We start from the raw sequence: 15151 nt of genomic DNA on the forward strand, positions 1-15151 counted from the left end.
GGTTCAGGAGACAGCGAAGAAGTCCCGAGCGAAAAGGTCCCGAACCGACCACTCCCTTGAGCAACCCCGCCCCCACCCGCATCGGAACACACCGGTAGCGCCGCCAGTCCGGGAGACCGGCCGACGAAAACCAGGCGCGGTTCCGCCACCGGTTCAGGAGATGCCGAACTCCTCGCCGATGAGCGCGAACATCTCCTCGTCCGTCGCCGTGTCGAGGTCCCGCCGTCCGTCGGGGTCCCCGTCCGAGGTTTCCGCGTCCTTCCACCGGGAGAGCAGGCCCGTCAGCCGCATGACGACCTTCGCCCGCAGCAGTTCGTCGGTGCCCGCGGCGGCCGCTTCGGCTTCGAGCGCCTGGAGGTGGTCCTCCACGGAAGCGGCGGCTTCGCCGCCCAGGAGGGTGCCGAGGAACGCGGCGGCCTTGCGGGGCGTGGGGTGGTCGAAGGCGAGCGAGACGGGCGCGCGCACGCCGAGCGCGGACTGGAGGCGCTGGCGGAGCCCGACAGAGGCGAGCGAGTCGAAACCCACCTCGCGGAAGGCCGTGTCGGAGCCGACGGCGTCGGCCGTGGCGTGCCCCAGCACGGCGGCGGCCTCGGTGCGCACGAGGTCGAGGAGGGCCTCCGCGCGCTCCGCCTCCGGCAGCGCGGCGAGACGCCGGTGCTCGGCCGCGGTGCCCGCGTCGGCTTCGGTGCCGGCCTCCCGGGCCGCCAAGCGGCGGACCTGCGGGATGTCCTCGACGAGCGGCCGGGCGCGGGCCGCGGTGTAACCGGGCAGGAACCGCGCCCAGTCGACGTCGGCCACCACCACGCACGCCTCGTCGAGCAGAAGGGCCGTCTCCAGCGCCCTGACCGCCTGAGCCGGCTCCATGGGACGCAGGCCGCGGCGGCGGAGCTCCTCGCCGTACTCCCCGATCATCCCGGTGCCGCCCCACATGCCCCACGCCACGGAGGTGGCGACGGCGCCGCGCGCCCGCCGCTGCGCGGCGAGAGCGTCGAGGCAGGCGTTGCCTGCGGCGTACGCGGCACTCATCCCGCTCCCCCAGGTCGCGGAGGCGGAGGAGAAGAGCACGAACGCGTCCAGCTCCCGGTCGGCGAGCAACCCGTCCAGCGCGACCGCGCCCGCCACCTTGCCCTCGACCGTCTTCGCGCACTCCTCCAGCGTCATCGAGGAGAGCGCGGTGGTCTGGGGCACCCCCGCGGCGTGCACCACCGTGCGCACCGGAGGACCTTCGGACTCGACGTCCTCGAGGAGCGACTTGAGCGCGCCCGGGTCCGACACGTCGCACGCGGCCACCACCACCGCTGCGCCCGACTCCCGCAGGTCGGCTTCGAGCCCCGCGGCGCCGTGCGCCGCGGGGCCGCTGCGGCTCAGCAGCACGAGCCGCTCGGCACCCGCCGTGACCAGCCACCGGGCGAGGTGCGCGCCGAGCGCCCCCGTCCCGCCCGTCACCAGCGCCGTGCCGCCGGTCCGGAAACCGGCGTCGGCCGTCCGTGCCCTGGCGCCCGCCGCCGCCGGCACCAGCCTCCTGACGTACACGCCCGAGGCCCTGACGGCGAGTTGGTCCTCGTCACCGGCGGCCCGCACCACGTCGAGGAGCGACGCCGTGGCGCGCTCGTCCGGCTCGGGAGGGAGGTCCACGAGGCCGCCCCAGCGATCGGGGTGCTCCAGACCGACGACCCGGCCCATGCCCCAGACCTGCGCCTGCCCCGGGAGAGCCGCCGGCTCGTCCTCCGTCACGGCGACCGCCCCCGAAGTGACCAGCCACAGTGGGGCGTTGACGCCGGCGTCGCCCAACGCCTGGGTCAGCAGCAGGCTCGACGCCACGCCCTCGGCGAGTCCGCCGGGCAGCGCCCGGCTCTCCGACGCGGCCGTGACGAGCGCCAGCACCCCGGCGAGGTCGCCGGAATCCGACGCGGCGCACCCTGCGATCCGGGCCGCGAGCGTGTCGCGGTCCGCGGTCCGCGGGGCGACCTCCAGACGGACCGTGGTCGCATCGGCGAGTGCCTCGACCGTCCGCTCCATCCAGGGCGGCACGGCGTCTTCGGGCACCACCACCAGCCAACGTCCGGTCGCGGCACCGGTGTTGGCAGGCGTGGTCCAGGGCTTCCACACCACCCGGTAGCGCCAGGCGTCGAGCGTCGCGGCCTGTTCCCTCCGCGCGTGCCAGTCGGCGAGCGCGGGCAGCACCTCGCGGAGCGCGTCCCGGGTCCGCCCCTTCGCCCCGAGTTCGGCGGCGAGTGCGTCCTCGTCGGACGAGCGGACCGCCGTCCAGAACTCCGCGTCGGCGGGCGGGGTTTCCTCCTCGGCCCCGCCTGCCGGGGGCAGCCAGTAGCGCTGCCGCTGGAACGCGTACGTCGGCAGCTCGGTCCAACCGGGCGCGCTCTCCTGCTCCGCCCCGCCCGGCAGGCCGGCGAGCACCGCGGCCCAGTCGACGTCGAGACCCCTCGTCCAGCCCTCGCCTGCCGAGAGGAGCAGCCGCCGCAGCGCGGGCTCGCCCTGGCGCAGCGAGCCCAGAACGACCGCGGAGCTGCCGGCCTCGTCGATCGTCTCCTGCATCCCGACGGTGAGCGCGGGGTGGGCGCTGACCTCGACGAAGAACCGGCTGCCCGTGCGGGCCAGTTCGGCGACCACCTCCGAGAGCCGCACCGTGTGCCGCAGGTTGCGGAACCAGTAGCGGCCGTCGAGCGCCGTGCCGCGGACGAGAGCGGCGTCCACGGTCGAGTAGAGCGGCGCCGTCCCCTCGCGGGGGCGGATGTCGGCGAGTTCGGCCTCCAACTCCGCGCGGATCGCCTCCATGTGGGGCGAATGCCCGGCGACGTCCGCCTTCACCTGCCGGGTGCGCACACCGCCCTCCCGGCAGTGGGCACGCAGCTCCTCCAGGTCGGCCACCGGCCCGGAGACGACCACGGAGCGGGGGCCGTTGACCACCGCGACGGAGAGCCGGTCCCGCTCCGCGAGCAGCCGGTCCACCTCCGCGCGGCTCGCCGCGACCGCGACCATGCCGCCGGTCCCCGACATCTGCCGCAGCAGCCGGGACCGGACGGCGACCACTTTCGCCGCGTCGCCGAGCGAGAGAGCCCCCGCCACGTACGCCGCAGCGATCTCCCCCAGCGAGTGCCCGACGACTGCGGCAGGCTCGACGCCCCAGGAGCGCCACACCGCGGCGAGCGACACCGTCACCGAGAAGAGGGCGGGTTGCAACACGTCGATCCGCTCGCAGAACTCCGCCCCCGCGCGGCCGCCGACGACCTCCTCCAGCGGCCACTCCGCCCACCAGGACACCCGGTCGCGGAAGACCTCGGCGCACCGACGGAACTCGGCCGCGAACACCTCGCAGGAGTCGAGGAGTTCGGCACCCATGCCGAGCCATTGGGAGCCCTGCCCCGGGAAGACCAGCACCGCAGGACCCGCGCCCGCCGGGGCGCCGCTCCCCCACACGGCGCCCGGTGCCGTGCCCGAGGCGGCGGACGCGCCCGCGACCGAGCGCAGCCCCGCGAGGAGTGCGGGCACCGTCTCTCCGACGGCCAGCGCCCGCTCGCTCAGCGGTGCGCGCCCGGTGGCCAGCGCCTCCGCCACCTGCGCGACGTCGGCTTCGTCGCCCCGGCTCGCCACCGCGTCGGCCAGCCGCGCCGCCTGCGCCCGCAGCCCGCCGGACCCGCGGCCCGACACCGGCCAGGGGACGGGGAACACCGACGTCTCCCCGCCGGCGACCGCCCTTGCGTGCTGCTCCTCGGGGGCCTCCTCCAGGATCACGTGCGCGTTGGTTCCGCTCATCCCGAACGACGAGACGGCCGCACGCCGCGGGCCGTCCGTCCGCCAGGCGCGAGGCTCGTCGAGGAGGCGGACGGCGCCGGAGGACCAGTCGACCTCGGGCGTCGGCACGTCGACGTGGAGCGTGCGGGGCAGGACGCCGTGCCGCATCGCCAGCACCGTCTTGACCACGCCGGCGACCCCCGCCGCCGCCTGGGCGTGGCCGAGGTTCGACTTCACCGAGCCGAGCCACAGCGGCCGGGCGCCGGGCCGGTCCTCGCCGTACGTCGCCAGCAGGGCGCGGGCCTCGATGGGGTCGCCGAGGCGCGTGCCCGTGCCGTGCGCCTCCACGGCGTCGATCCGGTCGGGCGTGAGGCCCGCGTCGGCCAACGCGGCGCGGATCACCCGTTGTTGGGCCGCGCCGCTCGGCGCCGTCAGCCCGTTGGAGGCTCCGTCCTGGTTGACCGCCGAGCCGCGTACCACCGCCAGCACCCGCTGCCCCGCTCGCCTGGCGTCCGAGAGCCGCCGCACCAGCAGCATGCCGACACCCTCGCCCATGCCGAACCCGTCGGCGTCCTCGGCGAAGGCGCGGCAGCGGCCCGTCGGGGAGAGCCCGCGCTGGCGGCTGAACTCCACCAGCGCCCCCGGTACAGGGACGACGGTGGCGCCGCCGCAGAGCGCGAGGTCGCACTCGCCGCGGCGCAGCGCCTGGACGGCCAAGTGCAGGGAGACCAGGGACGACGAGCACGCGGTGTCCACCGTCACCGCGGGGCCTTCGAGGCCGAACAGGTAGGAGATGCGGCCCGAGGCGACGCTGGTCGAGGTGCCCGTGGCGAGGTAGCCCTCCACCTCGCTCGGGTCGTGTTCCGCGCCGACCCCGTAGTTCTGCGCTGCCGTGCCGACGAAGACCCCCGTCCTGGTTCCGCGGAGCGCGTGCGGGTCGAGTCCGGCGTGCTCGGCCGCCTCCCAGGACGTCTCCAGCAGCAGTCGCTGCTGCGGGTCCATCGCCGTGGCCTCCCGCGGGGAGATTCCGAAGAAGCCGGCGTCGAAGGCGGTGGCGTCGCGGAGGAAGTAGCCGGAGCGTACGTAGCTGGTGCCGGGCCTGTCGGGGTCCGGATCGTAGAGTGCGTCGATGTCCCAGCCGCGGTCGGAGGGCAGCGGACCGAGCGCGTCGCCGCCGCCGGCCACCAGCCCCCACAGGTCGTCGGGGGACGCCACACCGCCGGCGAAGCGGCAGCCGATGCCGACGAGTGCGATCGGTTCGCTCGCCGCTTCCCGCACCTCCTGGAGTTGGCGCCGGGTCCACCGCAGGTCGGTGGTGACCTTCTTGAGGTAGGTACGGAACTTCTCTTCGCTCTCGGACATGGGTAGTTCGGGCTCCTTGGGAGGGGAAGTCACCGGGCAGCGCCCACCACCGCTCATTCTGCGAGCGCCGCCAGTCCCCGCTCTCCCCCTCAACCCCCCTGTCACCGGCCGGCGGACCCCTCGTCACGCCCGCACGGGGGCCTAGGGGCGGCTAGGGGGTTGCCGCACGACGGGACCGCTCGGCCAAGCTGGCAGTGCCACGTTGCCTGGTGCCGCCCGGAGTCGGGCGCTGCGGTGCCTGCTCAGTCGGAGGACTCCAGCACCGTGATGGCGCCCGTCGGACAGCGCAGCACCGCCTCCCTCGCCTCGGTCTCCTGCTCTTCGGAAGGATGTTCCTCAATGAGTCGAACACGACCGTCCGCTTCGTCCTGGTCGAACAATCCGGGAAAGTACATCGCACAGGTCCCACTGGACGTACATTTCTCGCGGTCAACTTCGATGCGCATTCCCTGAACGTAGCCGCGGCAACTCTGCGATGCAATACGAAAGTTCGCGGGAGAACGCACCGAGTTTCCGAAGTGACGCTGCCTGCCCTCGCAGCAGGAAAGAAATTGCGTCAGACATCCGCAGGCCCGAACGCATTACGCACCGCCTCTTCCAACGGCTCTTCACCCGACGTCAGTTCAAGCGCCAGACCGAAAGTCGCGGAACGACGCAGCAGGGCGAGCACCGCCGCCGCCACGTCGGCCCGGCCGATCGCGCCGGCAGGCGCGACACCGTCGGGAGCGGTGCGGAGCCGCACCCCTCCGCCGGCGGGCCCGTCGGTGAGCCGTCCGGTGCGCACGATCGTCCAGTCCAGGGCACGGGCGCGCAGATCGTCCTCCGCCGCCTTCTTCGCCGCGAGGTAGTCGGCCTTCTCCTCCGCGGACCAGGGCCGGTCCTCGGCTCCGTACCAGTTGCTGACCATGAGGTACCTGCGCACCCCGGCCCGCTCGCCCGCGGCGGCGAAGAGCGCGGCCGGGTCGCGGCCGGCCGAGCCGCCGGTCCCGGCGGCGAGTACGAGGGCTTCGGCCCGGCGCAGCGCGCCCGTGAGAGCCGCCCTCACCGTGCGGGGAGACTCGTCGGGTCCGATGAGCACCGGTTCCGCGCCCAACGCGCGCAGTCGGTCGACGTGTTGGGGCGCACGCACCAGAGCGACAGCCTGGTCGCCTCCGCCGGCGCACGCGGTGACCAATGCGCCGCCGAGGGGCGTCGAAGCCCCCAGAATCACCATTCGCATGCCGAACAGCATGGGCCGAAAAAACGCCCGGGAAACCCGCGGGACCCCGTTGCGCAAAAGCAGCGGCCGACTCGCACCACCGCCCGAACCGAGCACAGGGAAAAGGGAGAAGACGTGTCGGAATCGCTGTCGGAAACACCAGGTCTGCCGCTCAGCCGGAGTTGCCCCTTCGACCCGCCCGACGGCTACAAGCGCCTCCGCGAAGAGGAACCGGTGAGCCGCGTACGGTTCGCCGACGGCAACGAGGGCTGGCTGCTCACCAAGTTCGACGACGTGCGCACCTTCCTCCTCGACACCCGGTTCAGCTCCAACCGGAACCGCGCGGCGCGCACCCGGCACACGCACGAGAAGCCGAAGCTGCCGGCCGGGGCGATGGTGAGCATGGACCCGCCCGAACACACGCGGTACCGGCGGCTGCTCGCCGGTCAGTTCACCGTGCGCAGGGTGCGGCAGTTGGAACCGAGGATCGTCGAGTACGTCAACGGGCAGCTCGACGAGATGGAGGCGGCAGGGCCCGGCGTCGACCTCGTGGAGACGTTCGCGCTGCCGGTGCCGTCCCTCGTGATCTGCGACCTCCTCGGAGTGCCGACCCGCGACCGCCACGACTTCCAGAAGTGGGCGCAGACCGTCCTCAACGTGGACCTGCCCCTGGACGAGGTCCACCGCGCGAAGGAGAAGCTCTTCGACTTCATCACCGCCCTGGTGCACGAAAAGGCGGAACACCCGCAGGACGACATCATCAGCGGCCTCCTCCACGCACCGCCCGAAGAGCAGCTCACGCGGGAGGAGATCATCGGGATCAGCGTCCTGCTTCTCATCGCGGGACACGAGTCGACCTCCAACATGCTCAGCATCGGCGCCTACGCGCTGCTCCGGCACCCGCGGGAGCTGGCCAAGCTCAAGGCCGACCCGTCTCTCATCGACAACGCGGTGGAGGAGCTGCTGCGCTATCTCTCCATCGTGCACCTGGAGTTCATCCGCACGGCGACGGAAGAGATCGAGTTCGCCGGACACCTCATCAAGCCGGGAGAGACCGTCAAGGGATCGATGGTCTCGGCCAACCGTGACCCGGACCGCTACCCGGAGCCCGACGTACTCGACCTGAACCGGAAAGACGTGCACCACCTGACCTTCGGCCACGGAATCCACCAGTGCATCGCACAGCAGCTCGCCCGGGTCGAACTGCGGGTCTCCTTCAGCCTTCTGTTCTCCCGTTTCCCCACGCTGCGCCCCGCGATCGCACCGGAGGACGTCCGATTCAAGGACGACTCGGTGGCGTACGGCGTGAAGGAGCTCCCTGTGGCGTGGGACGTCAGGAAACCCTGAGTTCCTCTTGGTTGACGCATCCGGCGGGAGAGCGGAATGTGAGAGGCTCCCCGCCGGGGACGAGATACGCGCCGTCGCAACGGCGCATTCGGTGACGCCGGCCCTCACGGGGCTCGGGTGAGAGAAAGTGGCGGCGCGTGCTCAACGCCTATCGCTCCCTCTTCGCTGTCCCCCACCTTCCCTCCCTCTTCGCCTGCTCCTTGATGAGCAGGCTGAGCGTGATGGCGTTGCCGATCGCCTCGACGGTGCTCCTCTCCCGCTGGACCGGCTCGTTCGGCCAGGTCGGGGTGGTCATCGGAGTGCAGGCCGTGGCACAGGCGCTCTCGGCGCCGTACCGCGGGCGCGTGGCGGACCGCGGCTCGGTGCCCCGGCTCGTCATGATCACGGGGCTCGGCTTCGCGCTCGGCCTGGGCCTGCTCACCGCCCTCACCGTCCTCCTGCCGCCGGCCGGCTGGCCGCTCGCCGTGCTCGTCGCGGCCCTGACCGGGTGCAGCACCTCACCGATCCCCCAAATCAGCCGCGCCGCCTGGCCGTTGCTGGTGCGGGAGGACCAGCGGGCGAGCATCTACACGCTGGACGCCGTGGGACAGGACGCCGTCGCGACCGTGGGTCCCCTGCTGGCGTCGCTGACGGCGGCGTACGACCCGGCGTGGTCGGTCGGCGTCTGCGCCCTGCTCGCCCTCTGCGGATCCGCGGTCTTCGCGCTGGCGTACCGCCGCTCCGGCCTCGCCGACGTACCGCTGCGGAGCACGGAGGAGGCGAAGACCGTCGCAGTCGGACGCAAGCGGCTGCTGCCGACGGAGCCGGGGCTGCTCGCCGTCCTCGTCGTCGCCATGTGCGTGATGGGCTCCGTCTTCACGATCAACCTCTCCGTGGTGGCGTACAGCACCGACTCCGGGAGCGTCGGGCTCAGCGGGGTGCTCATCGCCGTCTGGACGGTCGGCTCCCTGGCGGGCGGGCTGGTGCTCGGCGCCACCACCCGGAGGGTCAACCACACGGCGCTGCTGCTGGCGCTGGCGGCAGGCATGGCCGCCCTCGCCGCGGTACTGCCCCCGGCCCGTGGTTCGACGCCCGTCGTCGTGGTCGGGCTGGTGCTCTTCGTCGGGGGCCTGGTGATCAGCCCGAACCTCGCCGCCAACAACACGCAGGTCGCCGACGCGGCTCCGGCTTCCCGCAGGACGGAAGCGTTCGGCTGGTTGCAGACGGCGACGACGGGCGGCTCCGCCGTCAGCATGATGCTCACCGGCGTACTGCTGGACGCCGCCGGCCCCGCCGCGGCGATCGGGGCGGGCACGTGCCTGGTGCTCGTCGCCCTCCTCGTCCGGTGCCTCTCGCGGCGGCGGACGCCGCGGACCGCCGAGCCCGGCCACGAGGCACCCGGCGTCAGCCCTCAACCGGATTGAGGGACGGCGGAGAGCCGCTCGGCGACGAAGGCGGCCACGTCCTCGACGCGTTCGCTGAGGAAGAAGTGCCCGCCGGGGAAGAGCCGCATGTCGAACTCGCCCGTCGTGTGCTCCCGCCAGGCCGCCGCCTCGTCCTCATGGGTACGGGGATCGGAAGTGCCGGAGAGGGCCGTGACCGGGCAGCCGACCGGCGGCTCGGGCGAGAAGCGGTAGGACTGGAGCGCCTGGTAGTCGGCGCGCAGCGGTGGGAGGACCAGCTCGCGCATCTCCTCGTCGCCCAGTACCCGCGGGTCGGTGCCGCTCAACTCCCGGACCTCGGAGAGCAGTCCGTCGTCACCGGTCAGGTCCACGTGCTCCGTCCTCGGGCAGGACGGAGCACGGCGCCCCGAGACGAAGAGGCGGACCGGTGAGGTGCCGAGTTCCCGCTCGAAGCGGCGCGTCACCTCGTAGGCGAGGAGGGCGCCCATGCTGTGGCCGAGGAAGGCGAAGGGCCGCCCGGTCATCGTCCGCAGCCGCGCGAAGACGAGGTCGGCGAGGCTGTGCAGGTCGGTCACGCAGGGCTCGGTGTGCCGGTCCTGACGGCCCGGGTACTGGAGCGCGCACACGTCGAAGCGGTCCCCGAGGGAGCGGCAGAACGGGCGGTAGTAGCTCGCCGAGCCTCCCGCGTGGGGGAAGAGGACGAGCCGCGTCGCGCCGGGCGGACCGGGCGAGCAGCGCTGAATCCAACGGTCGGACGTGTCCCTCGACTTCACCCTGCACCTTTCCGCCGTCGGTCGACACCCAGGGGGCGGCCGGCTCCGGCTGCCAGCGCGCACCGCGTCCGGGGCACGCCGAAGAATGGCACCGGCGCCGCACCGATACCACCCCCTACCGACTGCTATCTCCGACGGCTCGGCGCGGTACTGCCGCCGGCCGCCGCGACGGGCCGGGACCGGGCGGGGCCCGGCGCCTAGCGGACGACGGCCGGGGCCGGAGGGGGCGATAGGGGTTCTGCCCCTCCGGGCCGCCCCGTAGCGTCGTGAGCGCTCACCCTCGTCGCCTCCAGCGATCCGTGCGCCGCGCCGCCGGCGTCCTGTGGAAGGACGGAACGGCATGGCCCGGCGCTTCTCCGCCCTCGCGGTGATCGGCCTGGGGACCACGGGACCGGCGCTCGCGGTCTCGCCGCACCCGCCGGCCACCGGGTGATCACCGTCGACTCGGAAAGGCGGCCGGGGATACGCCTCCGCACACCGTGATCCGCCAACGTCCGCCCCCACACCGTCCCTTGACGCCCCAGCGATTGCGCCCCTCGGAGGACACCACATGCGGGAGATCGTCAGCGCTGCCCTTTCGGACGACGCGGACGGCGCTGCCTTCGCCGCGCTGTCCGTCCCCGAGTCCTACCGGGGCGCCGTGATCCGGCGGGAGGACTCGGGGATGTTCGAGGGGCTCGCAACGCGGGACAAGGCGCCGTCGAAGTCCCTCCGCGTCTGCGAGGTTCTCACCCCCGAGCCGGGTCCTGAGGAGGCGCTCGTCGCGGTGATGGCCAGCGCCGTCAACTACAACACGGTGTGGAGCTCCCTCTTCGAGCCGGTTCCCACCTTCACCTTCCTTGAGCGGTACGGGCGTTCCGACGCTCCCCTGGCGGCCCGTCACGACCGGCCGTACCACGTGCTCGGCTCGGACCTCGCCGGTGTCGTGCTGCGGACCGGGCCTGGAGTGCGGCGGTGGAAGCCGGGAGACCGGGTGGTGGCGCACTGCCTCTCCGTCGAACTGCGCTCCCCCGACGGGCACGACGACACCATGCTCGACCCGGAGCAGCGCATCTGGGGCTTCGAGACCAACTTCGGCGGCCTCGCCGAACTCTCCCTCGTCAAAGGCGATCAGCTCATGCCGATGCCGGCGCACCTCACCTGGGAGGAGGCCGCGTCCTCCGGACTCGTCAACTCGACCGCCTACCGGCAGCTCGTCTCCCGCAACGGCGCCCGGATGAAACAAGGGGACACCGTCCTCGTCTGGGGCGCCGCCGGCGGCCTGGGCTCGTACGCCACGCAACTCGCCCTCAACGGGGGCGCCGTCCCCGTCTGCGTCGTATCCGGGGCACGCAAGGCCGAGTTGGTGCGCTCGCTGGGCGCCGGGTTGGTGATCGACCGGCAGCAGGAGGGCTACCGGTTCTGGAAGGACGAGACGACGCCGGACCCGAAGGAGTGGAAGCGCTTCGGTGCCCACATCCGCCAACTGACGGGCGGCGACGACCCGGACATCGTCCTCGAGCACCCCGGCAGGGAGACCTTCGGGGCGAGCGTCTTCGTCACCCGTCGCGGCGGCACCGTGGTCACCTGCGCCTCCACCTCCGGCTACCGGCACGAGTACGACAACCGCTACCTGTGGATGTCCCTCAAGCGGATCGTCGGCAGCCACTTCGCCAACTACCGCGAGGCGTGGGAGGCGAACCGGCTCATCTCCAAGGGGATGGTCCACCCGACCCTGTCGACCGTCTACCCGCTCTCCGCCGTGGGCCGGGCGACACAGGACGTCCACCGGAACCGGCACGCCGGCAAGGTGGGGGTGCTGTGCCTGGCGCCGAGGGAAGGGCTCGGCGTCCGCGACGAACGGTTGCGGGAGCGGCACCTCTCGGCGATCAACCGCTTCCGGACGGGCGCCGGGGTTCGAAGCGTCTGAGCGGAGGGGAGCGCAGGAAGTGCCGGGATCGGCGGACGGGCGCCCGGCGACCTCTTCACGAATACGGTGGACGCCTCGAAGGCCCCTTTGATTTCTCCTCACGCAGGGATCGGGCCGAAACCAGTACTCCGCATTCCTCCTGAGCGCCTTGCAACAGCATTGCAAGCGGCTCGAATTACACGCCCGATACGAACGCCGATCCGACAGGTGAGCGAAACCCGGCACCACCACACCGTTGCAGTGTGAACCTACAGCTATCCCCCGGCCAGTGCTCTCACGCCCCCGTGGGTACCGGCGCACTCACGGAGAAGTCCGAAAACCTCCGTGCCGACCCGTGCGGCAACTCGACGGGGTTTCGTGGGACGTCGGGGCTGCAAGAATATGGAACGCAGCCCGGGGTGAATGCGGGCGGACCTTGGTGAACAGTGGCGAGTGAGAGCCGCGCACCACCGGGAAAACCTTCGAGGGACCGATGCGGTTCCGCCTTCTCGTCCGACACGACATCTCCGCGAACCCACGGGGCGGTCAGAACGCCGCCCGTTGCGAGAGGAGTCCCGCCACGGTGACACCGTCCGCTGAGCAGGTACTACCGCCCCATGTGCTCATCCCGGGCTTCGAGAGCCGGCACGACGAGAGCGGCATCCTTCTCGTCCGCGGGCCGAAGCGGTCGGGGAAGACCACCCTCCTCCACGCCGTCAACGAGTCGGCCGCCGAGTCCGGGGCACGGGCAGTGAGCGTGACGGGCTGGCCGAGCGAGCAGCAGGTCGCCTTCGGTGTACTGCGCCAGCTCCTGGGGCAGTTGGACGAACCGCCGGGTGCGGCCGTCGACCGCGGGGAACCGTCCGCGGCAGTGCCTCCGGGGCTCCTCACCGACCTCCAGGAGCGCACGTACCACCGACTCGTCTCCGTCGCCGCGACGCAGCCGCTGCTCGTCTCGGTCGACGACATCAACTTCGTCGACCGCCCGACGCAGGGGTTCCTCCGCTTCCTCGCACGGCGCCTCCAGGGGACGCGCATCAGGCTGGTCCTGAGCGAGCGGACCGGCCAAGCCTCCGGGCACTGCGCCGACTTCCGTACCGACCTCCTGCGCCTGCCGCACACGCGCCTCGTCCGGCTGAGCCTGCTGACGCGCGAGACGCTGGCGGACTGGATCGCCGAACGCGTCGCCCACCTCCGCGAACCCGCCGTGCGGAGGGCCGCGCAACGGATCGCCACCGAAGTGCACGACGTCAGCGGGGGCAACATCCCGCTCTCGGGACTTCTCGTGGGGAAGTACCTGGCTTCGGCGGAGCGGGGCGGGAGCGCGCTCACCGTCGACGCCGACTTCTACGACACCGTCCGCCTCATGATCGACGGCAGCGACACCCCCGGGTTCGGCCGGGGCGCCCGGGCGGTCGCGGTGCTCGGCCCGCTCTGCACCACCCAGCGGTTGAGCAGGCTGCTCGACGGCGACACGGGGCTCGCCGACCGGGTCCTCCGCACACTCGGCGAACTCGGCATGACTCACGGGACGCGCATGCGGCAGCACATAGCCAGGGCCCTGCTCGACGACCCGGACTTCACCGATGCCGCGGACGTCCAACTCGCCGCGGCACGCGTCCTGTTCGACGACGGCGCACCGGTGTGCCACGTGGCGCGCAAGCTGGAGGCCGCGGGGAAGATCGGCCCGCCGTGGGACCTGCCGCTGGTGATGGAGGTCGTCGGCCGCGCCCTGGAGGAGGGCCGCGCCGAGGTGGCGGGCGCCCTCCTGCGGCTCGTCCAGGCGTCGGCGGTCACGACGGAGGAGCGCGCGGCGGCGGAGATGCTCCTGCTGCGCAGCGAATGGCTGACCAACCCGGTGCTGGTCTCCTCCCTGCTGCCGTCGCTGAGCGGTGCGGCGCGCCAGGGCGTGCTGCGGCCGGCCGACGTCGCGCTCCTCGTCCGCGCGATGCTGCTCCACGGATACCCGGACCGCGCCTGGGAGTTGCTCTCCGCGCTGCGCGAGGAGCCCCAGGACCCGGAGGACGAGGTCGAGGTGACCCTCGCGGAGGTGCTCCACGGCGTCTGGCACGGCGTCCCGCCCCGCACACCGCGGGCCGAGCAGCACGGGCCCGGGGCACCGGTCAGCGCCAACCGGTGCCTGGTGATCGGCAACCACTCGTGGCTGCCCACCGTCCTCCACAAGGTCCCCGACCTTCTCGACCAGGGGGACAGGGCCGGGGTCGTCTTCGCGGCCGAGCAGCTCCTCGAAGGCATCCGGGTCCGGACCTCCGAAGTGGAGCCCTTCCTCTTCGCCTGCTGGGTGCTGGACGCCGTCAACTCCCTGCCGCTCGCCCGGAAGTGGTGCGCCTCGCTCTCCGCGGCGCTCGACGACTTCCCCTCTCCCCTGTGGAGGTCCCTGCTCGCCGTCGTCCAGGCGCGGATCGCCCTGGCCCTCGGCGACCTCACCGGCGCGCGCCGCCACCTCCAGGAGGCGCTGGCGTACAAGCCCTGGCAGGAGTGGGGTTCGGGTGTCGGGTCGCTCGCCGCCGTTCTCGTCGAGGCGCTGACCGAGTCGGGACGGTACGAGGAGGCGGCCGAGGTGCTGGACCGGCCCGTACCGCCCGCGGTCTTCCGCGGGGTGGGCGGACTGCTCTACGTACGCGCCCGCGGACGGCACCACCTCGCGGTCGGCCGACTCCACGCGGCCGTCGCCGACTTCGAGAATTGCCGCGACATGTCCGCGTACCTCGCCTCGGACCTCCCCACGGTGGTGCCCTGGCGCTGCGACATGGCGGAGGCGTACCTGCAGGTCGGCGACGTCAAGAGCGCCCGCGGACTCCTCCAGGAACAGCTCGGGCTGCTTCCCGAGGAGGAGACGTCCGTCCAGGGCATGACGTTGCGTCTGCTCGCCAAGGCCGACGCGGCGGACCGGCGGGTCTCCCTCCTGAAGGCGTCGGCCGACCAGCTCGAGCGGTGCGGCAGCCGCCTCCAACACGCCTACACGCTGGTCGAGTTGGCGGCGGCGTACCGGGAGAGCGCGTGCCTGGGCCCCGCCCGTGCGACGATCAGGCGCGCCCAGCGCATGGCGCAGCAGTGCGACGCGGGCCGCCTCCAGCGGCTCATCGCCGCCGGCACGGCAGCCGGTGCCGCCCGCGACGATGTACCGCCCGCGTACGGCGGCGAGTTGGGCAAGCTCAGCTCGGCCGAGCGGCGCGTCGCCGTCCTGGCGATCCGGGGCCACACCAACCGGGAGATCTCCACGAGGCTCTTCATCACGCCCAGCACGGTCGAGCAGCATCTGACGCGGATCTACCGGAAGTTGCGGGTCCGGCACCGTCAGGACCTCGAGGACCGTTTCTCCTCGGTCTTCGAGGTGCTCGGCGCCCACGCCTGAGCCGGCCGGCGCCCCACCGGGGCCCCGGCGCGGCACCTCCGTCGCGGGGCGGCGCCAACTCGTACGGTACGGCGG

General features: G+C 72.7%; 8 protein-coding genes. 4 read left to right on the forward strand and 4 right to left on the reverse strand.

The window, feature by feature from the left end; genetic code table 11:
* Positions 1-153: 153 nt before the first annotated feature.
* The 3 genes from F603_RS0112500 to F603_RS0112510 all read right to left on the reverse strand — a co-directional run bounded on the left by F603_RS0112500 (position 154) and on the right by F603_RS0112510 (position 6331).
* Positions 154-5112 (reverse strand): type I polyketide synthase, encoded by a 4959-nt coding sequence (locus tag F603_RS0112500; protein ID WP_019546345.1) that lies wholly within the window; start codon positions 5110-5112, stop codon positions 154-156.
* 242 nt (positions 5113-5354) lie between these two features.
* A complete protein-coding gene (locus F603_RS0112505; protein WP_026328363.1) occupies positions 5355-5558 on the reverse strand; it encodes a ferredoxin in 204 nt (67 codons plus the stop codon).
* Between the two features lie 110 nt (positions 5559-5668).
* The gene (locus F603_RS0112510; RefSeq protein WP_037955964.1) at positions 5669-6331 is read right to left on the reverse strand and encodes an SDR family oxidoreductase; all 663 of its coding nucleotides are present in this window, start codon (positions 6329-6331) and stop codon (positions 5669-5671) included.
* Positions 6332-6445: 114 nt separating this feature from the next.
* On the opposite strand from F603_RS0112510, the gene F603_RS0112515 reads away from it, so the two are divergent.
* Positions 6446-7657 (forward strand): cytochrome P450, encoded by a 1212-nt coding sequence (locus F603_RS0112515; protein WP_019546348.1) that lies wholly within the window; start codon positions 6446-6448, stop codon positions 7655-7657.
* A gap of 137 nt (positions 7658-7794) precedes the next feature.
* Positions 7795-9060, forward strand: coding sequence for an MFS transporter (locus F603_RS0112520; protein WP_019546349.1), 1266 nt, complete (start codon positions 7795-7797; stop codon positions 9058-9060).
* Here the strand turns inward: F603_RS0112520 and F603_RS0112525 are convergent.
* A complete protein-coding gene (locus F603_RS0112525; RefSeq protein WP_019546350.1) occupies positions 9048-9812 on the reverse strand; it encodes a thioesterase II family protein in 765 nt (254 codons plus the stop codon). The two genes, F603_RS0112520 and F603_RS0112525, sit on opposite strands and share 13 nt — an antisense overlap.
* A gap of 550 nt (positions 9813-10362) precedes the next feature.
* Between F603_RS0112525 and ccrA the strand changes: the two genes are divergently transcribed.
* Both ccrA and F603_RS0112540 read left to right on the forward strand, forming a co-directional pair.
* Positions 10363-11721: a crotonyl-CoA carboxylase/reductase gene (gene ccrA, locus F603_RS0112535; protein WP_019546352.1), complete on the forward strand. Its 1359-nt coding sequence runs from the start codon at positions 10363-10365 to the stop codon at positions 11719-11721.
* Positions 11722-12283: 562 nt separating this feature from the next.
* The gene (locus tag F603_RS0112540; protein WP_245600760.1) at positions 12284-15076 is read left to right on the forward strand and encodes a LuxR family transcriptional regulator; all 2793 of its coding nucleotides are present in this window, start codon (positions 12284-12286) and stop codon (positions 15074-15076) included.
* Positions 15077-15151 lie beyond the last annotated feature (75 nt).

This window comes from Streptomyces sulphureus DSM 40104 (assembly GCF_000381025.1).
GTDB classification, from domain to species: domain Bacteria; phylum Actinomycetota; class Actinomycetes; order Streptomycetales; family Streptomycetaceae; genus Streptomyces; species Streptomyces sulphureus.